The 20,673-nt window shown below is 40.6% G+C and carries 19 protein-coding genes and 2 tRNA genes; 10 read left to right on the plus strand and 11 right to left on the minus strand.

Annotated features, from left to right (window positions below; all coding sequences use genetic code 11):
- Positions 1-409: 409 nt before the first annotated feature.
- Both cdaA and folP read right to left on the minus strand, forming a co-directional pair.
- Entirely contained in the window at positions 410-1,189 is a 780-nt protein-coding gene (gene cdaA / locus HMPREF9304_RS04755) for a diadenylate cyclase CdaA (RefSeq protein WP_374187979.1), read from the minus strand.
- 332 nt (positions 1,190-1,521) lie between these two features.
- On the minus strand, positions 1,522-2,358 hold the full coding sequence (folP, locus tag HMPREF9304_RS04760; protein ID WP_036926967.1) for a dihydropteroate synthase: 837 nt from the start codon (positions 2,356-2,358) through the stop codon (positions 1,522-1,524).
- 659 nt (positions 2,359-3,017) lie between these two features.
- Between folP and HMPREF9304_RS04765 the strand changes: the two genes are divergently transcribed.
- Both HMPREF9304_RS04765 and HMPREF9304_RS04770 read left to right on the plus strand, forming a co-directional pair.
- Complete coding sequence (locus tag HMPREF9304_RS04765) at positions 3,018-3,200, plus strand: hypothetical protein (RefSeq protein WP_008124097.1); 183 nt, start codon at positions 3,018-3,020, stop codon at positions 3,198-3,200.
- Positions 3,201-3,241: 41 nt separating this feature from the next.
- The gene (locus HMPREF9304_RS04770) at positions 3,242-5,551 is read left to right on the plus strand and encodes a hypothetical protein (RefSeq protein ID WP_052045910.1); all 2,310 of its coding nucleotides are present in this window, start codon (positions 3,242-3,244) and stop codon (positions 5,549-5,551) included.
- Positions 5,552-5,746: 195 nt separating this feature from the next.
- On the opposite strand, the gene HMPREF9304_RS04775 is transcribed toward HMPREF9304_RS04770, so the two are convergent.
- The gene (locus HMPREF9304_RS04775; protein ID WP_036926972.1) at positions 5,747-7,087 is read right to left on the minus strand and encodes a UDP-N-acetylmuramoyl-tripeptide--D-alanyl-D-alanine ligase; all 1,341 of its coding nucleotides are present in this window, start codon (positions 7,085-7,087) and stop codon (positions 5,747-5,749) included.
- 346 nt (positions 7,088-7,433) lie between these two features.
- Between HMPREF9304_RS04775 and HMPREF9304_RS04780 the strand changes: the two genes are divergently transcribed.
- Genes HMPREF9304_RS04780 through HMPREF9304_RS04785 form a run of 3 tightly spaced genes read left to right on the plus strand, consistent with a single transcriptional unit; the run spans position 7,434 to position 8,685 of the window.
- Positions 7,434-7,691 (plus strand): hypothetical protein, encoded by a 258-nt coding sequence (locus HMPREF9304_RS04780; protein WP_231564468.1) that lies wholly within the window; start codon positions 7,434-7,436, stop codon positions 7,689-7,691.
- Positions 7,688-7,942, plus strand: a complete 255-nt coding sequence (locus HMPREF9304_RS14340) for a hypothetical protein (RefSeq protein WP_156104763.1) — start codon at positions 7,688-7,690, stop codon at positions 7,940-7,942. Before HMPREF9304_RS04780 ends, HMPREF9304_RS14340 begins: the two co-directional genes overlap by 4 nt.
- A complete protein-coding gene (locus tag HMPREF9304_RS04785; RefSeq protein WP_052045908.1) occupies positions 7,897-8,685 on the plus strand; it encodes a cytochrome c biogenesis protein in 789 nt (262 codons plus the stop codon). Before HMPREF9304_RS14340 ends, HMPREF9304_RS04785 begins: the two co-directional genes overlap by 46 nt.
- An 868-nt stretch (positions 8,686-9,553) precedes the next feature.
- Here the strand turns inward: HMPREF9304_RS04785 and HMPREF9304_RS04790 are convergent.
- The 5 genes from HMPREF9304_RS04790 to HMPREF9304_RS04810 form a co-directional block, all read right to left on the minus strand.
- A tRNA-Glu gene (locus HMPREF9304_RS04790) sits at positions 9,554-9,625 on the minus strand.
- Positions 9,626-9,639: 14 nt separating this feature from the next.
- Positions 9,640-9,726 (minus strand) — tRNA-Ser (locus HMPREF9304_RS04795).
- A 125-nt stretch (positions 9,727-9,851) separates the two neighbouring features.
- Positions 9,852-10,331: a cytidine deaminase gene (cdd, locus tag HMPREF9304_RS04800; protein WP_036926947.1), complete on the minus strand. Its 480-nt coding sequence runs from the start codon at positions 10,329-10,331 to the stop codon at positions 9,852-9,854.
- The gene (locus tag HMPREF9304_RS04805; protein ID WP_036926948.1) at positions 10,328-11,773 is read right to left on the minus strand and encodes a choice-of-anchor Q domain-containing protein; all 1,446 of its coding nucleotides are present in this window, start codon (positions 11,771-11,773) and stop codon (positions 10,328-10,330) included. The genes cdd and HMPREF9304_RS04805 overlap by 4 nt, the downstream gene beginning before the upstream one ends.
- 107 nt (positions 11,774-11,880) lie before the next feature.
- Complete coding sequence (locus HMPREF9304_RS04810; protein WP_036926950.1) at positions 11,881-12,519, minus strand: HAD family hydrolase; 639 nt, start codon at positions 12,517-12,519, stop codon at positions 11,881-11,883.
- Between the two features lie 176 nt (positions 12,520-12,695).
- On the opposite strand from HMPREF9304_RS04810, the gene rsmG reads away from it, so the two are divergent.
- From rsmG to HMPREF9304_RS04830, 4 genes are all read left to right on the plus strand, one after another.
- Positions 12,696-13,319 (plus strand): 16S rRNA (guanine(527)-N(7))-methyltransferase RsmG, encoded by a 624-nt coding sequence (gene rsmG / locus HMPREF9304_RS04815; RefSeq protein ID WP_374187980.1) that lies wholly within the window; start codon positions 12,696-12,698, stop codon positions 13,317-13,319.
- 41 nt (positions 13,320-13,360) lie between these two features.
- Entirely contained in the window at positions 13,361-14,005 is a 645-nt protein-coding gene (locus HMPREF9304_RS04820) for an MBL fold metallo-hydrolase (RefSeq protein ID WP_036926954.1), read from the plus strand.
- Between the two features lie 30 nt (positions 14,006-14,035).
- Positions 14,036-14,626: a crossover junction endodeoxyribonuclease RuvC gene (ruvC, locus tag HMPREF9304_RS04825; protein ID WP_036926956.1), complete on the plus strand. Its 591-nt coding sequence runs from the start codon at positions 14,036-14,038 to the stop codon at positions 14,624-14,626.
- Positions 14,627-14,728: 102 nt separating this feature from the next.
- Positions 14,729-15,196 (plus strand): hypothetical protein, encoded by a 468-nt coding sequence (locus tag HMPREF9304_RS04830; RefSeq protein ID WP_036926957.1) that lies wholly within the window; start codon positions 14,729-14,731, stop codon positions 15,194-15,196.
- Between the two features lie 14 nt (positions 15,197-15,210).
- Here HMPREF9304_RS04830 and HMPREF9304_RS04835 read toward each other — a convergent pair whose 3' ends face one another.
- The 3 genes from HMPREF9304_RS04835 to HMPREF9304_RS04845 are packed head-to-tail and all read right to left on the minus strand — an operon-like array spanning position 15,211 to position 19,673.
- Positions 15,211-16,374, minus strand: a complete 1,164-nt coding sequence (locus HMPREF9304_RS04835) for a DUF6057 family protein (RefSeq protein WP_231564469.1) — start codon at positions 16,372-16,374, stop codon at positions 15,211-15,213.
- Between the two features lie 47 nt (positions 16,375-16,421).
- The gene (locus tag HMPREF9304_RS04840; protein ID WP_036926959.1) at positions 16,422-18,494 is read right to left on the minus strand and encodes an alpha amylase C-terminal domain-containing protein; all 2,073 of its coding nucleotides are present in this window, start codon (positions 18,492-18,494) and stop codon (positions 16,422-16,424) included.
- A 45-nt stretch (positions 18,495-18,539) separates the two neighbouring features.
- Positions 18,540-19,673 carry a phosphatidylinositol-4-phosphate 5-kinase gene (locus HMPREF9304_RS04845; protein ID WP_231564470.1) on the minus strand — a complete coding sequence of 378 codons (1,134 nt, stop codon included), beginning with the start codon at positions 19,671-19,673 and terminating at the stop codon, positions 18,540-18,542.
- 105 nt (positions 19,674-19,778) lie between these two features.
- Between HMPREF9304_RS04845 and kdsB the strand changes: the two genes are divergently transcribed.
- Positions 19,779-20,525 (plus strand): 3-deoxy-manno-octulosonate cytidylyltransferase, encoded by a 747-nt coding sequence (kdsB, locus tag HMPREF9304_RS04850; protein ID WP_036926964.1) that lies wholly within the window; start codon positions 19,779-19,781, stop codon positions 20,523-20,525.
- Positions 20,526-20,673: the final 148 nt, after the last annotated feature.

Genomic DNA, 20,673 nt, shown 5'->3' on the forward strand with positions numbered 1-20,673 from the left:
AATGAATTGAACGGTTCGTAAAACTTGTTACCTATGTATTTATGCTTCAAGAAAACTCGTTAACTCGTTGCCTCATCAACTCGCTTCCTAAAAAGCTATACATGCTTCTTGTACTACTTCTGTCTTATGTAAATCTTTTTCAAAGAACGCTTCTTTTTTTTGCAAACGCAATTTTTTAGTGCGAAAGCGGATGCAAAGATAACACAAAAGGAGTTACCCTCCAAACAATTTCTATAAAAAAGAAGAATTTCTTACGTTTTTAACTTTTGTTCACCAAACAACAATCATTTTGAACGACTTTACCTTATTATATATAAGTCTGCCGAAAGTGCTTAAAGTGTCAAAAGTGTAAAGAAAAAGGAGAGAAGTTGTATTCGCATAACACCCATAAGATTAGAAAAGATGAACGTTATCTTCGTTTCATTTCAGAAGCTAACAAGCTTTCTAAATCCTCAGCAGATAATCTGAGTCTAAACTCCCCTTTCATAGCAACACTTATTCGTCCAGTTTCCTCTGACACAACAATAGCTATCGCATCACTACTTTGAGACACACCCATAGCTGCTCTATGTCGCAAGCCCAATTCCTTAGGGATATTCAAGTCATGCGAGACGGGTAAGATACAGCCAGCAGCCTTTATACGTCTATTTGAAATAATCATTGCGCCATCATGCAAAGGTGAATTCTTAAAGAAAATGTTTTCAATGAGCCGCTGGTTTACCCTCGCATCAATAAAATCGCCCGTTTCTACGATATCTCCTAACGAAACAGTGCGCTCAATCACAATTAAAGCACCTACCCGACCTTTCGCCATGCTCATACAGGAAAGCACAATAGGCACAATTGTCTCCTTATCCTCTTCGTCATTCTCGTGATTGGCAGTAAAAAACTTTGAGAGAGCTTGAAATCTCTGGTGAGCACCTAACTGATATAAAAAACGACGAATTTCTTCTTGAAATAAAATAATGAGTCCGATAACACCTACGCTCACCAATTTATCCATGATAGAACCAAGTAATCGCATTTCAAGCACCTGACTGACAAAAAGCCAAATAAGGATAAAGAACAAGATACCTATAAAAACATTGAGTGACCTGCTCTCTTTCATTAATCGATAAACATAATAGAGCATCAGTGCCACTAAGACAATATCAATGATATCTTTAAGACCTACATCGAAGGGAATCATATTTTGAGTTTATGAGTTGATAAGTTTTTTAGTTGACGAGTTGACGAGTTGACGAGTTCACAAGTTGACGAGTTGACAAGTTCACAAGTTGACAAGTTGACAAGTTGACGAGTTAACGAGTTAACAAGTTGACAAGTTGACGAGTTAACGAGTTGACAAGTTGACAAGTTGACGAGTTAACAAGTTGACAAGTTGACGAGTTAACAAGTTGACAAGTTGACGAGTTCACCAGTTGAGAGTTCTGCAACCTAAAAGGCTAATCACTCCCCTCCCTTTCGGAGAGGGGTTGGGGGTGAGACCGTTGAGGTAAGTCCGTTGTGTTAGTGAGGCCATCATACACTTTGCATTTTTTCGTAAATCTTACAAGCCTCAACCGCCTCTTTCACGTCATGTACTCGCAAAATAGTGGCACCTTTTTGCAAAGCAAGGGTATTTAACACCGTAGTGCCATTGAGCGAAGTTGTCGGGTCTCCACCCAAAAATTTATATATCATGCTCTTTCGGGAGATGCCAACTAATATCGGTAAATCAAGTACTTGTAAATCCTCCAGTTTTTGGTACAAGACATAGTTATCATCTAATGTTTTCCCAAATCCAAAACCAGGATCCAAAATAATATCTTTCGCTCCCAACGAATACAGTTCTTGTACTTCACCTGCAAATGAGATGAGCATATCACGCAAGTTCGATTTTACAGACATTAATATATAAGGTACTTGCAACTGCGCAACAGTTTTGAACATACTCTCGTCTTCATGGATAGGGGTATTGACGATACCTGTGATGCCACCTTCCGAGACATCATTAATGATATCTGCTCCCCACTCTTCTATACATTTACGAGCCACCGCTGGTCGATAGGTGTCTACTGACACAATAGCTTCTGGCTGTTCACGCCTAACAATGCTTAATGCACGTTTCAGCCTATCCATCTCCTCCTCCTGGGTTACTTCAAAAGCACCTGGTCGTGTCGAGAAAGCTCCCACATCAATCATCGTCCCCCCTTCTTCGATAATCTCATTAGCTCGATTAGCGATTTCAGCCTCTGTCTGCTTTCTACTTCCTTGATAAAAGGAGTCTGGTGTCACATTGAGGATTCCCATAACTTGTGGGCGGGACAGGTCTACCAACTTGCCTCGAACATTCATTGTATAAGTTTTCTTTTTCATCTTTTTCATAGATTTTTCCCTGCGAGGCTACCAAAACACACCATCCACTTCTTGAAGATAGGTGTAGGTTCCAGTCCTCTTTGCAAATTTAGATAAAAATTCCAAATTATAAGGCAGTGTAATAAAGAAAGTACTTTTTTCTTTATAATAAAGGTTAGACACACAGAAAAACAACAAAGAAAACTATACCATTTTTGCGATTGAGCCATTAGGAGATTTCACGCAAGAAATGGATTTTTTCAAAAAAATCTTTTGCAGATATTCTGTATTTATGTAATTTTGCAGGGCAAACAGAAAAAGTTAAAAGAAAACCAACAAACAGACAGTTCCCTGACACTAAACGTGTTTCATAGAAAGAAACGAAGATAGTCAAAAAGAAAACGTTATTTTCTATATTTTTTAACACAAAATATTTGCATAATTAAAATGAATTTTTTACCCCCCCCCACGTATTTATCGCCATTTAACAGGAATGCTACAATTTGGCATTCTTTGTTTTTTGTTTACGTGTACTTGCACGGATTTCCTTGAAATCCTTTCTGTTTTTCTCAACAATGCTGCCATTTGCAGCATATCGCTTTTGTAAAAAGGCATTACTTATTCCCTATTTTTTTATTAGTTTTTCAAACTATAGGACGAATATAAAACTTCTTATAAAAATGAAAAAGAAATACATTGCACCAGTTTGTCATATCATCCCCATAGAAATCGAAAGCCTACTTACGGTGGTAAGTGGACAAAACTCTGACATCAAAGATTACCAACATGTTGACTTTGATCCAGGAAAATCAGGCGATCCCAACGCATCTGATAATCAAGATTACGGAGACTATGAAAATTGATAATCAAAAGAGACAACCAAGTACACAACATTGAAAAAAAAATGAGACGAATACTTTTATTAACAAAAACTATCTTTTGCGCCATAGCACTGCTCGTCTTGAGTGCAGGATGCGCAGACGAAACGTTTCCAGAGCCTAACTCCAAGGAAACAGAAACGAGTAAGGAACGTGCCACATCTGTCATTACCATTGAAAATGGTAGCGCAGGCGTGAGCTTACCGCAGTCAACTGCTTCCACGCGGGCAGCTGTCACCATGAACGAGATGTTTCAGCTGACAGAGGATAACGACTTTGAGACCGATGCTTACCTTATCAAGGAAGACGATGACGAAAGCATCAACGACAACCGAAAGTTGGCATATCTGCACATACGGTGGAAAAACAAGACCAAAACTGCCGATGGGTGGAGTCTTAGTACCTACGAGCCAAGCATCACGTTAGAATGGATTAACAAAAAAAGTGTAGACATTATGCCTGGCGAAAACTGGTATGTGGCAGGCATTGTAGGCGGAGATATGGAAAGAGAGAAAGGCATTCCTAACACTGTAGAGTTTTATGGACAAGAGGGTAAAAAGCCAAAGGTGATGAACGCCTCTGTTGCTGGCAGTGACAGCAAACACAAGTTCAATGTACCGTTTGTGGCTAACTGGGTGAAAGTAGGCATCAAAGGGAAGAACAAAATAGAGTTCCAAAACATGCACTTCGAGCCGCAAGGCGTAGTGTTTAAGGTACAGGTGAAGCGTAACGAGAAGCTATTGAAACCAGAGGAACACGAATATATGTTCTCCAGCACAGGACTGTCGCCCAATGTCTTCTTCAGTTTCGTAGACTATGATAATAGCCTAGACCCACGACAAAGCCACAGCGTAAGGGTGTCGCACAAAAATCCCGTGAAGGACTATTGGGTGTGGCATTATCCAACAGACCAACGAGATTTAGGGGATGGCGCCGAAAAGCAAACGAATAAAGCTGCAATGAATGCTAAGAAACAATTCCTGTTCTCACATACCACTGAGCTGCGTTATAGGTACACATATCCAGCTTCTAAAAGCACGAACAAAGACTATGATGTTTTCTATGTATGGGGCATGCCCATCAATGGGGGCGAGTTCGTAGAATATAAGACGTACACGGGTACAGGTAATCGAAATAAGGCCGAGTCAGATCTTTCCAAAGCAAAGTTTGAATTAGGCAACACCACTGCCATTACTTCCGCACATGGTGGTTTCATGCTGGGCTGGCTCAATGGTCAAGGCAAAGTGCGAGGAGAGTTTCTTTGTGGAACACCACACACCAACGAATTTCAACGCATAGACGATTGGAGTCCGTATATGGGAAAAATCATGGACGTGAACCTCAAGGTGATGCGCCCAGGTGACAAACGTTACAAATGGCGTGTACCGCTTGCACGCATGGCAAAATCGAACTTGGCTCGCCCAGAGAGAGTATATAATGAAATACCAATAGATCAGTTGACTTTCACAAACGATTTAGAGCCAAACTCAGGTAAAGGGCGATTTAAACAATCGGAGCTTCAAACATTAGTAGAAGCAGGAAAAGGTCCCAAAGACTATCACATCCCCGCTATTGAAGAATTTAGTGCCGCATTACCCTATGTAACCAAGAAGTGTGACCCAGATTGGACAGAAAACCAAAAAGATTTGGAGGGTAGCAACCTTGGATTTAAGAAGGATGGTCTTGGTCCTCAGCTTGACGGTTATTTCAAAGAGTGGCTTCAGCTTAAAGACTTGCAAGGATTCTCCGCACCATCGCTCTACAACAGCATATATAAGACAGTAATAGACGGAAACAGTAAGGTGATATACGCTATCCGCTTTGAGCATGTTCGCAGCACTGGCAATAAAGACCTCACTGGCAATCGCTACCGCTGTGCCTACCGCTTCGTTATACACACAGCAGACAAAGGTGGGTGTAATGTGGATGGACGCGGACGAAGGCTTGCTATTACGGCACGCTGGCTGGGCAACCTACCTATAACCATTGACGAGATAGCAAAACCAGAATATTGGAATAAAAACAATACTAATGACGTTGTTCGCATACTCAATGATGACGGTGACAGGAAAGAAAAGAAAATAGTTGACGACGCCTGCTACTTTTCGGGGTCGAAACCATACGATAAGTATGAAAACCCAGGTAACCCCAATAAGACCTACTATTGTCGCTATTTTCACCCCAATGGTTTTTATCGTGGCTTCATGACAAAAGGGCCAGGAGGCAAATATGCCCCTATCCGTTGTTTTGCCAACTGGGATTTAAGCGAAAGCGCACCTAACGCACCACGTCAGCAACGCATTACAGGGGCGCACAACGAGGAATATTACAAATAATGACACCTACAGAACTGCAGATACATACGAATCGTTGAAGGATGACGCTATAAACCATCCATGATGCCGATTCGATAGCACAGCAACCGCCAAACTTCATCATGAAACTTGGCGGTTGTTTTTATTTGGAAGGGATGATACCAATCACACAAGACGCATCATTTTATCTTATTGGAGCTTACAAGTGCAATCCTTTTATAAAAGTTCGGGAAGCTGGAAAAGTTTGATGCCATTGCTTCCTTTGATGAGGATGTAAAAGCCTTGCGGTTGTTCTTGCCGAATCGCCTCTTTCACCTCTTCTATATTTTTATATTTCTGAAACGTTGTTGTAGTCTTACCAAATTCCTCACCTACTAACCAAACTTGTTGAATGGGAAGGGTGTTCAGGAGATTGATAATTTTTTGATGTTCAGACACACTTACCTCACCAAGTTCACGCATATCACCCAAAATTGCCATTTTGGGTGCTACCTGCATTTGTGCAAAATTAACGAGAGCCGCTTCCATACTGGTAGGGTTGGCATTGTAGGCATCGACAATCAAGTTGTTATGTTTCGTTACTTCCAGTTGACTGCGGTTGTTACTTGGCGTATAATGGGTCAATGCATGGTTGATTTCATGAGGTTGAACCCCTAAGTAATGACCGATACTGATGGCTGCCAGTAGATTATCAAGGTTGTAGGCACCCACCAAATGAGTATGCACCTCGTACCACTGGTTGGAGTTTGGTGAAGTTTCTCCTTCAGGAATGTGTCGCCATTGGAACGTTAAGAATGGATTGTTGCTACAGATTTTCCCTTGATAGCTAACACCTGTTTGCTGTGTCTGCGAATAACTAATACGCTGGACGTGAGGACAGTGGGCTTGAAACATTTCCTGTAAATGAGGATTGTCTTGGTTGATAAATACCTTTCCGTTGGGTTTGTTTGCTTCCATATAATCGTAAAGCTCCGCTTTTGTGCGCTTTACTCCCTCGAAAGAACCAAAACCTTGTAGATGAGCGCGCCCCACATTGGTGATGAGCGCATAGTCGGGTTCTACTACTGTTACCAATGATTGGATGTCACCGGGATGACTTGCCCCCATTTCCACGACGGCTATCTCATGTTCAGAGGTCAAGCGTAAGAGCGTTTTGGGTACGCCTATTTCGTTGTTAAAGTTTCCTTGTGTGTACCATACATTGAAACGCTCAGCTAATACCGTTGCCAATAGTTCTTTAGTGGTGGTTTTACCATTAGTGCCTGTGATGCCGATGATGGGTATACCCAACTTCCGACGATGATAGTTGGCAAGCTGCTTTAAGGTTTGAAGACAATCCTCAACCAAGATATAGCGTTCATCTTGCTGTATTTGGTATTCCTTCTGGTCAATGACAGCGTACGCACATCCTTTTTCTAAGGCGCTACCTGCAAACTCGTTACCATTAAACGAAGTTCCTTTCAAGGCAAAAAATATACTATCCTTAGGGCAGTCACGACTGTCTGTGGTAACCACAGGATGCTTCAAAAATAGTTTGTATAGTTCAGAAATATCCATACCTTCTTTCTTTATATTAGAAATCAATCACCAATCTGTTTCAATTGCAAAGGTAATCGAAATCACATAGCTGGCAAAATATTTTTTAATCTTAGAGACTTCATCATCATTTTTGAGGATAATACAAAGAAAAAGGAAGCTAAATATGCCATAAAGGAATGCCGATTTTAGGTATTGTACAAAATTCTATTTTATAATAATTTTGCAATCAATAGACTATATTTTATAATATCATTGAATAATTTGTTAAAATCACTTACTATTGATATGGGAAAGAGAATCGTCTATATTGTTACATTGGTATGCACCCTGTTATGCTTCTCGGGTATGGCAAAAGCACTGGGATGTGCAGCACTGGGCAAACTTTAATGTAACGAGGCGTGGACACACCACAATTAATGTGACCAAGGAGTATGCGCTAACCGCAAGCAAAGATCCTGATATTCAGAAAGTGTTTTATCAATATTTCCCTGAATGGAAAATAACGGGCAACCCAGAAAAGGACATATATAACTATTTCACCAGTGACAAGCATCCTATTGAAATGGAAGACAACGATTACCTGAACTATATGGTATGGCTGAGGGGATTAGACAGGTTATGAAGAAGGAGAGCCTCAAGGCAAAGGCGTTAGTGCTGGCTTTGCTATTACTCATACCAATAAAGATGTTGTCCTCCAGTAACATCCCACTTCCCAAAACATTACCAACAGCGTTGGCAGAACGCTTTGGCGACCTCTATGTTTACCACTGTGGGCGCATCTGCCCCATGCAGACAATGGCAAGAACTCACTCCAGTTCTCTTTTCCCATGGCAATATTACTTATCGTGGCAGGCATACTGTTCTACATCATGACCGCAAGAAATCTGCTGCGCAATAAGCCACAACAACGTTCTCTCAAGCTATGCGGCGCCTTGTTGCTTGCTCTGTCCGCCTGTTTCCTACTTGTGGTGATTGCGCTGAGGGGATATGTGGGAGGACACATGCCCTTGTCAAATGGCTTCGAGACCATGCAGTTCATGGCGTTTTGCATGCTTGTCATTGCATTGCCACTTGGCAAACGCATACCGTTCTTTCTCCCTTTCGGGCTCATGGCAGCTGGTCTTGCCCTCATGGTGTCCATGCTTGGCGAACGTAATCCTCAAATCACAACGTTGATGCCCGTACTTGCTTCACCTCTGCTCAGCATACACGTCATTTTGGTCATGCTCTCCTATTCCCTCTTTGCGTTCTTGTTCTTCAATGGTGTCACGGCACTCATCATGAACCGAATGGGAAGTAGCACTGCTATCCTCAACCGATTGACCGACATAAGTCGCATCATGTTGTATCCAGCCGTCTTCTTGTTGGCTGTAGGAATATTCACTGGTGCCGTATGGGCGAATGTCTCGTGGGGACGATACTGGGGATGGGACCCCAAAGAAACATGGGCATTGATTACCATGCTGGTTTATTCCATGACGTTCCACGAACAGTCATTGCCAGCGTTTCGCCGTCCAATATTCTTGCATGTCTATATCGTATTGGCTTTCTTGACGGTGCTGATGACTTATTTTGGTGTAAATTACGTGCTGGGTGGGATGCACAGCTATGCTTAACAAAGACAACCGCCTTCCTACATCCGCTTATGAGGATAAGGCGAGGTATCGCTTATTTTAGAATGCCTTTAGTGAGATAAAATAAAGGGTCTGAAATAAGCGATTGTTATATTGCACTGTGTATGGCAAAGCAGGAAGTCTCACCCGACTCTGTTGATGTACATTTTGTAAAATGGCACCTTCGTTTAAGCGGGATTTTATATAATGCAAGCCACCAATAACGCTGTGTTTGTAACATGAATGGAACGTTGCAAGGGAAACGAATTAATGCTGAATTTTCTTTACAAAACACCTCTCATAATTCGCATAAAAACAACCAACAGCAAAGTTGGTCGCAAATACGCGAATTATGAGCGAGGTTTGTAATTTGTTGTGATTGAATACATTACGTTTATGATGTCGCTTTTCTTGCCTGTTTTTACCATCTTTTGGCGGCTAAAGCAATGAGATAAGCCTGCAATTTGCATGCTTTAATGCGGTTGAAGCATGTGAATAATGCCTCTAATGCATGTTTCCAAGAGCGTTAATTCAATATTTCAACGTGAAGAGACGTCGATTTTGTTAAAATCAGGGCATTTTTGTTGAGCGTTTGCCTATTAAATTTTTCTATTTTGAAGATTTTAGATGGCCGTTTTTTGGTAAAATAATAGAACAAAAACCATGGGCGGCTTCGCCAAAAATCAACTGTTTCTGATACAGGATTTACGCAGTCACAGAAATGAAGAGAGGCGACCATGCCAGCGCAAACAAAACGGTCAAAAGACAGGATTTATATAAAATTTCCGAAATGCAGAATCAATATTGAACCAATGGACTATTATAAATGTTCAATTGATTGATTCCAAATACATCAAAAATGTGATGATAGTAGTCGGTACGAGAATCGAACTCGTATGCCAAGATTGAGAATCTTGTATCCTAACCGTTAGATGAACCGACCGATTAATGATAGAGCGGAAGCGGGGGGATTCGAACCCCCGGTACGGTAACCCGCACGTCAGTTTAGCAAACTGGTGGTTTCAGCCACTCACCCACACTTCCTTTAGTGCTGCCTCGTCATGAACTAATGTTCACAAATGCGGTTGCAAAGGTAACGCTTTATTTCATATTCTAAAAGACAAGGCCTTCAAAAAGCATACATTTTAATTTTTATTAACAAGCATCTTTCAACGCATATTTTCGTCAATGAAAGAAAGTGGCAAAAGGTCTTTGATGCTATCTATACTATAAATTTTGTTTGTACCATAGAGAAGTATTTTCACTGGTTGGCGATACCTGTCTTCAATCTCCAAGATTACTTGTCGACAAGCGCCACAAGGTGTAATGGGTTCGGCAAGTAACCCCTTGTCATTCTTTGCCGCAATGGCGAGTGTAAGTATCGGTTCTTTAGGGAAATTTGCCTGTGCGGCAAACACTGCTGTGCGCTCTGCACACAGTCCGGAGGGGAAAGCCGCATTCTCTTGGTTGGCACCTATGACTATTTTCCCATTCGCCAATCTCACTGCTGCACCAACATAGAAATGACTATAATTGGCATAGGCATGATTTGTTGCATCAATTGAGGCACGTATCAATTCCTGATCTTCGACGGACAACTCCTCTAATTGCCATTCATGAATGGTGATATCCAAATTTATTTTCTTCATCGTTGTTTGGGTTTGATATATTCAAAAGCACCGATGTCGGGATTTTTTCCTCTTTCTACGCCCTTACGGTCTTTTAGCGGACTCCCTACTTGCGTTGCTTTATCTATTGCCAAAGAGGTTTCTCTCAGTTCAAAATTATATTTTAAGCTATCTGTATCAACGGTCTTAAAGTTTTTAGCGCCTGCCAAAAGTGTATCGTTCACATTCTCGAAAATCACATTGGTAAAATGAAGACTGTCTTCTGGCGTTTTTATCGAAGCTCGCAGTAAGCAGGATTCAAAATGATAATTCAAGGGAAAGGCACTATCAGCGGTTGGTTTCAATATCTCATTGTTAGCATAACCCGTTATTAGCGTGTTCGTGCATTTGAACAAAGAGACTGGAAAGTGTTTCGTATCAATGCGTAAAGCTACTCCTCGTTTGGCGTCAAAGGGATAAAATTGAGCCAGTGTACAAGCCATCAACTCTGCTTCTCCCCCATCGAGATAGACACAATCGTTGAGCGTATTAGAGAAAAGTGTATTGACGGCAGTCCATTTCGCATGTCGGCTATTAACGCCATAGCCTTGACAGTTATGAATCGTGGAGGCAGCGATTGTCAGCGTTTCACGAGCAATATCCGTAGAATCGATGGTGATACCATTGAAAGCACCATGAATATCCACATACTTCAGTTGGTTATCGAACGAGGAAGAAAAGTAATGAATCCCTTGCCATTGACCGCTTAAACGGTCATAAGGCAGGTAATCAAACATCGCATCCAAACGACTTCCTCGAAGAACAACATTGTGCGCAGCTGTCCCTTCGACAATTAACCTTCCGTAAACATCAATGCCAGCGTTGTGATTAAAATACAAGGACGTACCTTCTTGAATGGTGAGCGTTGCAGCACTATCGACTGTGATACCGTTCTTTACAAGAATAGGACGTTCAGATGCAATGACCGTGTCTCGTGATATATGGAGCTTGTTCAACTGAATTGCATCCCATGAATAGACACTTAAATGAACCTTTTGTACCTTTCCACTTTGCAAAGTAAACAGCAAAGCATCCTCCACTCGCTTGGCATCTTGCTGATGATTAACGGGTGGGGTCACTTCCACATAAACACGAATGCTATCCCCATTGCGAACTTCAATATCAGACGCTTGATATCCCATCTCCTTTCCTAAGAAAATGCCATCGACATTCACACGAAAACCCGTTTGATTACCACGGTCGAGACGAACATTTGAACATTTGATACCCGCCCCAGAACGATTATAAATCCAAAAAGATTTGGCGGATGAAGGCACATTCGAAAAGACTGTATCCAACTGAATACTATCGTTTTCAAAAGATAATGTAAATTCTGACGACGAAGAAAAATTATCTTCATCATTACAAGCGGTAAAGCCAATGATAACAAACAGCAGCAATAAGCCGCAATATCGAATATTCATTACTAATGAAACGTAAAAACAGCTTGATTATTTTAACCTTAAGTATTTTCTTTCTGGTCAATCATCTTTCCAAACAACCAAAACACCATGCACATAAAAAATGTTGCTTATCCAAACATAGAGCGAAACTTCAGATAATTTAATCCTTTGAAATGAGGAATGACTACATCACACAGAGAGGAAATTTCAGATGCAGGAAGTGTGGTTGAGAGCCCACAAACCGTCATGTTTGCAGCCTTAGCAGCTTTCAATCCGTTGATGCTATCTTCAAAAACGACACACTCAGAGACAGGAACTTGGAAGTTGGCGGCAGCTTGGAGATAGCAATCTGGGTGGGGTTTGCTTTTTAGAAAGTCTTCACTCGTTAGAACTCTATCGAACAATCGTCCAAACTCGGGATGATTTCGATACACATTTTTCATCTTCTCTAAATTACTGCTTGTGACAACAGCCGTATTTATTTGATGCTGACGCAAATCCTCAATAAATTCTTTTACCCCTAAGATATAATGATATTGCATTTCTCGCTCATATTCATTGATACGATTGGTTATCGAACGTTGAACCGCATCGTTATTTCTAAAATACATTTCGAAAATTTGAATCAAGGTTTGACCTTTGATGCGATGTGCAAAATGCTCTAATTCGGGGTAATATTCCTCTCCTATTTGGTTCCATAAAATTGTATATTGAGGCTCTGTATCCAGAATAACTCCATCTAAATCAAAAAGTGCGGTTGTGTACATTTTTGCCTTATTTAATAAGTTGATATGCCAAAGGTACAAAAAATATTCGTATTTTTGCAAAAGTTATTTATTGGTTATTATAGCTCTCGGTAGTAATGGCATGCCTTTTCAGGAAAGAATGAATAAGACAGAATCATCAAATAATAACAAGTCAAGTTACCACATATCAACCATCACTGATGCAAATTATAAGCAAATACTTCTCTTCTTTAACAGAGACGCAAACCAAACAACTTAGCATGCTCCAAGATTTATATAATGACTGGAATGCAAAGATTAATGTGATATCCCGAAAAGATATTCAACAGTTATACGAGCATCATGTGTTACATTCATTAGCCATCGCAAAATTCATCAGTTTTAAGAGTGGAACAAACATCTTAGACTTTGGGACTGGCGGAGGATTTCCAGGCATACCGCTTGCCATATTGTTTCCAGAATGTCAATTTACACTCATTGATGGAACAGGAAAGAAAGTTCGAGTGGCTCAAGAAGTTGCTACCGCGATAGGTCTCAAGAATGTTGAAACAAAACATATCAGAGGGGAAGAAGAAAAGGGAAAGTATGATTTTGTGGTTAGCAGAGCGGTAATGCCCTTGCCAGAGTTGATTAAAATTGTGAGAAAGAACATCTCTAAACAACAAAAGAATGTGCTCCCCAATGGGATTATCTGCCTAAAAGGAGGTAGCTTAGCAGACGAACTCAAACCTTTCTCAACTATAGTTCAAGTAACCGAAATCTCTAATTGGTTTACAGAAGAGTGGTTTCAAACAAAACAAGTTGTGTATCTACCACTTTAATTATTTAGAGAGAAGACCTAATTTTACAAAAGAAAATCTATATGATACAAGTACACAGCCTTGCGTGTAATATGCTACAAGAGAATTGCTACATCATTCATGACGAATCTAAAGAATGCGTCATTATTGATTGTGGCGCTTTTTATGAACAAGAAAAAAGCGCAATCCAACAATATATAAGCAAAAATCAACTTCAACCTGTACAGTTAATTGGTACGCATGGACACATTGACCATCACTTTGGAAATGCTTTTCTTTACAAAGAGTATGGACTCTTGCCAACTGTTCACCAAGCAGACAAGTTTTTAATGGAGCAGTTGAACGAGCAAGCAGAATATTTTGCAGGAGTACATTTAACGGAACAAATGCCAATGCCTCAAACATACTTCTCTGAAGATGACAAGATTTCGCTCGGTTCACACACATTTACCATACTTGAGACACCGGGACATTCGCCAGGAAGTGTGTTCTTTTACTGTGCAGAGGAAAACATTGCCTTTTCGGGAGATACACTTTTTCATTACTCCATTGGCAGGACAGATTTGGAAGGTGGCTCCATGTTTCAAATGATACAAAGCCTTAGAATGATTTCCCAACTACCAGACATGACCAAAATCTACCCCGGTCATGGCGCCCCGACAACGATTGGTACAGAAATTGCAGGTAATCCATACATGGATCGATAATATTTACTTAGTGATTTGTAATATTTGGAGATGAAACACTCACAACAGACAGCAGCTGATAAAATAATACTGGGAATAGACCCCGGCACAAATGTGATGGGTTATGGTGTATTAAGAATTGTCAAGGGGAAGCCCTCTATGCTTGCTATGGGTGTTATCGACATGCGAAAGACTGGTGATCCATATCTTAAATTAGGGCATATATTCGAACGTGTCACTGGCATTATTGACGAATATTTACCTGACGAAATGGCAATAGAAGCACCTTTTTTTGGAAAGAATGTACAGTCGATGCTCAAATTAGGCCGAGCACAAGGGGTTGCCATTGCCGCTGCGATTCAACATGACATTCCCATTCATGAGTATGCACCACTGAAAATCAAGATGTCTATTACAGGACAGGGGCAAGCAAGTAAAGAACAAGTGGCGGGAATGTTACAGCGCCTTTTGAAAATAGACGCACAAGAAATGCCAAGTTTCATGGATGCAACGGACGCATTGGGAGCTGCTTATTGTCATTTTATGCAATTAGGCAAGCCAATTACCGATGTGCATTATGGAGGATGGAAAGATTTTGTAAACAAAAATAAGGAAAGAATATCAGCAGGGAAATCTATCTAAACGCAAATGTGTTGAGGTTTGAACCTCTGAAAACCATGAGAGACGAAAGTCTTGTATGAAAGAATCCAATTCATAAATTTACATATACAAATATTTTAAGTGATGAAAAAAATTATTTTGCTTTTAGCTTTGACCTGTTTATTCACAGTAAAAGCTACATCTCAAGAAATCTATAAAGAAGTAAATCGGATTATGCACCACGCTGAGGCGATAAAAAAAGACACCTCCAAAGACATTGAAGAAAGGAAAGTTGCAACGTTCAAGGTTGACGCTATTTTCTATCTCCTCACAAAGGCTGCACAAACTGACGGTTTCACAGAATTTGAACTTGGCAAACAAACCAATGCCATGATTGATTTTGTGAATAGTTACATCAAACGATTGTCCAACTCTTCTAAGAAAGCGGATAAGGAAATACTCATGGCAAAATTTAGAAACGCCACCATTCAAAATCCCTTATTCAACGATCCAGATAAAGAGGTGACACATGCCTATGTAGACAACAACAAATATATCACTCAATTTTCTATTGATACGGATTGGGTGAAGGCGTACAATATGGTAAAATAAGCCCCTTATTAGTATTATCCGTTGGAAGAATATTGGTAGTAATACCAATAAGTCTTACCATAAATGTCCCGCACTTTGGTTTTTCTCACTAAGGTGTTGGGATATTTTTTTGCGATAGTTTGATAGTCCTCGTAGTCAGCATCCATCACATTATTAGTATAGGTCACAATTGGTTGGGAACGAAGATGCGTATAAAGTATTAAAGCCTCTCTATAATGTTTTGGAAGATTGGCATTGATTTCGTAATACTTCGGCAACAACTTCACGAAATCATCCAGTCGCTTATCCAACAGATAGGCACACAGCAAATAATCACCTATGGCAGATTTTCCTAAATGATGTTGTTCTAAGAACTCTAAATAAGGCACAACTTCCATGGATGACTTCATGGACTTCCCTAAATAATGCTGAATTTCATTGGTTGGTAGCATCAGCATTTTGACACTCTCTCCGTTTGGTAGCAACGCTTCTGAACCTCCTTGCAATGGATATTCAAATAAATCCTCACCCAACCTTTTTACTTTAGAAAGCGCATAAGCACGAAGCATCACTAAACTTGAGTCTGTGTGCAGCGAATTTTCTCCTACTTTCAGCGCATCTTCGAACCGATGTTCATGTATGGCTACTTCCATTTTGGCTCGATAATGGTAGAGTTTATCATGATTACTAAAGGTGCAGACCATACAAAACATCACCACCAACGACAACAAGTTAATCCACATCGGACGAGACAAGACATTGTATGATGCTTGAGTTACCTTATATGAAACCTTTTGCTTTAAGTACCTTAATGCAAAGAAGCACAGAAGTAACAAAAGCGGAATTACCCACCACCAAGCCCCAAGAGCAGAATGATGATAGATTTTCTCTGTATCTATATCTGTTAAAGCCGTAAGAAGTAACAACGAAGGAAAAAAGGTAAGCGCATATCCTATCCTTGATAATCTAAAAAACCAAAAGATACTGATGTGTAAAAGGTATAAGATAACCGTAATGAGTACCGCTCCAATTGTTTTATCATAATACGTCTGTCCGTTAGATAGCACGTGCTGCGTAACCGCCAACACATCACATTGATACGAAAACAGATAAATAAAAGTAAAACAACAGAACACTACACTGCACAAAATACATGGCAGCAACGATTTTTTCTGATTTGGAATATGATAGGTAGCCAATGTCTTAATTTCTATAATGGTTTAATGCGATGCACCAAATCGGTGTCTTAGTCTTTCCTCAATACCATTGCACAACGTGCAGGTATATATAATTTCAACCACTCCTTTTTCTCGCTTTGATACAAGGCATCAAAAACTGTGAGGTGTTCTACGCTATCATCATTCAGTCCATTGCCTCCAAATGCTGGCGCATCCGTATTCAACACAACCCGATAAGAGCCTGGAGGGGTGAGAAATCCGTAGTCAACATAGGATTGAGTGGGTGAGAAATTGAAAACAAAAACAAGATCTCCACGCATAAAACACAAGATTTGATCACCATCCTGATGCCATATTTCCTTTATTTCCTGCTGTTGATAATTCTTTTCTGATTTCAATAACCGAATCATCGCTTTATCAAAGTCGCCCAAATAATGATATCCTAAATCTAAATTATCCACCAAATTCCATTGTCGCTTCGCATATTGATAGCTCCACCCATTTCCTTCACGTGGAAAATCTATCCACTCAGGGTGTCCAAACTCATTCCCCATAAAGTTAAGATAACCACCATTTATCGTGGAAGCAGTCATCAATCGAATCATTTTATGAAGAGCTATCCCACGATGAACAACAGCATTTTCGTCACCTTTCTTGAAATGCCAGTACATATCAGCATCTATCAAGCGGAAAATAATTGTCTTGTCTCCCACCAATGCCTGGTCGTGACTTTCACAATAGGAAATCGTTTTCTCGTCTGCCCTACGATTTGTCACTTCCCAGAAAATAGAACTTGGCTTCCAATCTTCGTCTTTCAGCTCTTTGATTGTCTTGATCCAAAAGTCTGGAATATTCATTGCCATGCGGTAGTCGAATCCATAACCACCACTCGAAACGGAAGCTGCTAAACCTGGCATACCGCTTACCTCTTCTGCAATGGTAATAGCATGGGGGCGAACTTGATGTATCAAAAGATTCGCAAGTGTAAGATAGCAAATGGCATTGCCGTCTTGATGACCGTTAAAATAATCTCCGTAGTTGGTAAAAGCTTCTCCAAGCCCATGACTATAGTAAATCATAGAGGTGACACCATCAAACCGAAATCCATCAAAATGGAACTCTTCCAGCCAGTATTTACAATTTGATAATAAGAAATGGATAACTTCATCCCTGCCATAATCAAAGCATAAACTGTCCCATGCTGGATGTTCACGCCGACTACCTGAAAGGAAATACTGGTTTGGGTCACCTGCCAAATTTCCCAAACCCTCCAACTCATTTTTGACGGCATGACTATGCACAATATCCATAATCACAGCAATGCCATGCTGATGGGCTGTATCAATAAGGTCTTTGAGCTCTTCTGGCGTTCCAAATCTTGAAGATGGAGCAAAAAAAGAACTGACGTGATAACCAAAAGATCCGTAATAAGGATGCTCCTGTATCGCCATAATCTGTATGCAGTTATATCCATCCGCCACAATACGAGGCAATACATTCTCCTTAAATTCTGTGTACGTCCCCACTTTTTCAGCATCTTGTGCCATTCCTATGTGGCACTCATAGATGAACAGTGGTCCGCTGACAGCTTTATACCCTTTGTCTTTCCATTCATAGTCCGTCTCTGGGCTCCATACTTGTGCCGAGAAAATAGAAGTCTTTGAATCCTGTACTACCCGAGTTGCCCACGCCGGAATACGCTCTCCCTTTCCTCCATTCCAGTAAACGTGCATCTTATAAAGCTGACCATGCTGTATGGCATCCAACGGCAATTGGAGTTCCCAGTTCCCAGTACCTTCTATACGCTGCGCTTGATAAGTACTCAACTCTTGCCAGTCATTAAAATCGCCCACCAAATAAAGTGCTGTAGCATTGGGAGCCCACTCTCTGAAAACCCATCCATCTTGTGTGCGATGCAATCCAAAATAGAGATAACCAGACGCAAAGTCGCTCAGTGTACTTTTTCCTTGTCGTGTGAGCCTTTTTTCGGTAGCCAATGCAAACTCATATCTTCCCCTGATTGCCGTTTCATAAGGTTCTAAGTAGGGGTCGTTTTTGATTAACTCCAATGGCTTCATCTGATATCCATGTAACGCAGACTGCTCCAAAACTCTCTTTTTTTGACTCGTTTCTTTTTTCATCGTTAATCAAATTCTTAATTTAAGGTAATACGACAATTTATTTTATCAGTTTACATAGCGACGTCCATGCTCATAGCGTCCCTGCGTAATAACTTTTCCATTGCGGTCTTTTTCTACAAACTTTCCATCTCTTCGGTCGTCAACGTAAGAACCTTCAAACCGTTTACCGTCTTTGGTTTCTTCAATTGCAGGTCCATTACGTTTCCCGTTTTTGTACATCCCTTTGTATTTACTACCGTCGGCATAGTGGATAATCACTTCTCCATCCACCTTTCCTTTCTTAAAGTTACCTTCAAAGACATCGCCATTTTTCTTCGTCAGTTTTCCTTTACCATTTTGCTGGTCGTTCTTCCAGTAGCCTGTATATCTATCACCGTTTTTCCATGTCATTGTTCCCAAGCCATCTCGTTCTCCCGACTTAAACGTCCCTGTGTATTTATCGCCATTGGCAAGCCTGAGGATGCCCTCTCCCGTTCTTTCTCCTTGCACATATTGCCCTTCATACAAGTCGCCATTTTGAAATTTATAGATGCCTTTTCCGTCTTGAATGTCTCCTTTCCAGTCGCCCGAATACACATCACCATCTGCATATTTGTAGACGCCTTTGCCTTCTCGAACGTTGTTCATCCATTGACCATCGTACGAAGAACCGTCCCCCCAATAAAAGACTCCTTTGCCATTTTTCTCATCATTCTGCCACTGTCCTTTATAATAAGCGCCAGTGGAAAAGACGTAAGTTCCCTTTCCTTGTCTCTTATCCTGATACCAAGAGCCTTCATACTTGTCACCATTATAATAGTACATGATGCCATGACCTTGTTGATAATCTCGAAACCACAGCCCCACATATTTATTATTGTTGGCAAAATAATAAGTACCACGACCATGTTGTTGGTTTTGAAACCACTGTCCTTCGTATTTCTCACCATCTGCAAAAGTGTATATGCCATAACCTTGACGTTTTCCTTTCACAAATTCTCCTTCATACGTATTCCCATTTTGATACTTTACGCTACCCTTTCCCTGAGGCTTACCCGCAGACATTTCTCCTTTATATTGTCCCGTAATTCGGTTTGCACCCTGTCCTTCTGAGATTGTACAGGAGCCTAAAGTTAATTTTTGAGCAAAAACTTGAAATGGTAATATGAATAAAATAAGAGATAATAGTCCTTTTTTCACTTTCAAATATAATTTAGTAAGATTTTCAAAAGTACTTATTTTTGACGAAACTGCAAAGACTATTAGTAAAATTTAGTAACTTTGTACTTTCAAAACTAAGACAGCATGAAATTCATTGGCATCATTCCAGCACGATATTCGTCTACTCGTTTTCCCGGTAAACCACTGGCTTTGCTCAACCACAAACCCGTCATCCAACATGTGTATGAACAAGTTTCCGCCGTGTTGCATGAAACCTACGTTGCCACAGACGATCAGCGCATTTACGACACCGTCTTGTCATTTGGCGGAAAAGCGGTTATGACCAGTAAAAATCACCAAAGCGGAACCGACAGAATACAAGAGGCGGTAGAGATATTACAACCTACCTGTGATGTCATCCTAAATATACAAGGCGACGAACCCTTTATACAAAAAGAACAAATCGCTTCACTATGTCAATGTTTTGACGATGCTAATACACAGATAGCAACGTTGGGTAAACCGTTTGAGAATCAAAAAGCCGTTGAAAACCCCAACTCTCCAAAGATTGTGCTTAACAATCAGGGATATGCCATGTATTTTTCACGTTCGGTCATTCCTTTTATTCGCAATAAAAAGGACGAACAGTGGTTTGTGCAATTTCCATTTCTAAAACACTTGGGCGTTTACGCTTATCGCAAAGAGGTGTTGGAGCAAATCACTCAACTTCCACAATCTTCTTTGGAATTGGCAGAAAGTTTAGAACAATTACGTTGGCTACAGAATGGGTATCGCATCAAGGTGGCAATCACGAATATAGACACCATTGGCATCGACACACCAGAAGACCTGCAAAGAGCAGAACGTTTCCTTGCCAACAAACAAGACTGAAGTCAGCCAACATTGATAACAAGCAACAGACCTACACTTGTGTTATCATTGCAGCACATCACATCTTTTGGACTAATGTCACGCTGCATGGAAGGAAAATAAATGCTGAATTTTCTTTACAAAGTGCCTCTCAAAACTCGCGTGAAAA

Source organism: Hoylesella timonensis S9-PR14 (genome assembly GCF_000762405.1).
Lineage (GTDB): Bacteria > Bacteroidota > Bacteroidia > Bacteroidales > Bacteroidaceae > Prevotella > Prevotella timonensis_A.

Excerpts from the sequence above, each read along its gene's own strand:
- cdaA (WP_374187979.1), bottom strand. The coding sequence starts at position 1,189 with ATGATTCCCTTCGATGTAGGTCTTAAAGATATCATTGATATTGTCTTA.
- folP (WP_036926967.1), bottom strand. The coding sequence starts at position 2,358 with ATGAAAAAGAAAACTTATACAATGAATGTTCGAGGCAAGTTGGTAGAC.
- HMPREF9304_RS04765 (WP_008124097.1), top strand. The coding sequence starts at position 3,018 with ATGAAAAAGAAATACATTGCACCAGTTTGTCATATCATCCCCATAGAA.
- HMPREF9304_RS04770 (WP_052045910.1), top strand. The coding sequence starts at position 3,242 with ATGAGACGAATACTTTTATTAACAAAAACTATCTTTTGCGCCATAGCA.
- HMPREF9304_RS04775 (WP_036926972.1), bottom strand. The coding sequence starts at position 7,087 with ATGGATATTTCTGAACTATACAAACTATTTTTGAAGCATCCTGTGGTT.
- HMPREF9304_RS14340 (WP_156104763.1), top strand. The coding sequence starts at position 7,688 with ATGAAGAAGGAGAGCCTCAAGGCAAAGGCGTTAGTGCTGGCTTTGCTA.
- HMPREF9304_RS04785 (WP_052045908.1), top strand. The coding sequence starts at position 7,897 with ATGGCAATATTACTTATCGTGGCAGGCATACTGTTCTACATCATGACC.
- cdd (WP_036926947.1), bottom strand. The coding sequence starts at position 10,331 with ATGAAGAAAATAAATTTGGATATCACCATTCATGAATGGCAATTAGAG.
- HMPREF9304_RS04805 (WP_036926948.1), bottom strand. The coding sequence starts at position 11,773 with ATGAATATTCGATATTGCGGCTTATTGCTGCTGTTTGTTATCATTGGC.
- HMPREF9304_RS04810 (WP_036926950.1), bottom strand. The coding sequence starts at position 12,519 with ATGTACACAACCGCACTTTTTGATTTAGATGGAGTTATTCTGGATACA.
- HMPREF9304_RS04820 (WP_036926954.1), top strand. The coding sequence starts at position 13,361 with ATGATACAAGTACACAGCCTTGCGTGTAATATGCTACAAGAGAATTGC.
- ruvC (WP_036926956.1), top strand. The coding sequence starts at position 14,036 with ATGAAACACTCACAACAGACAGCAGCTGATAAAATAATACTGGGAATA.
- HMPREF9304_RS04830 (WP_036926957.1), top strand. The coding sequence starts at position 14,729 with ATGAAAAAAATTATTTTGCTTTTAGCTTTGACCTGTTTATTCACAGTA.
- HMPREF9304_RS04840 (WP_036926959.1), bottom strand. The coding sequence starts at position 18,494 with ATGAAAAAAGAAACGAGTCAAAAAAAGAGAGTTTTGGAGCAGTCTGCG.
- kdsB (WP_036926964.1), top strand. The coding sequence starts at position 19,779 with ATGAAATTCATTGGCATCATTCCAGCACGATATTCGTCTACTCGTTTT.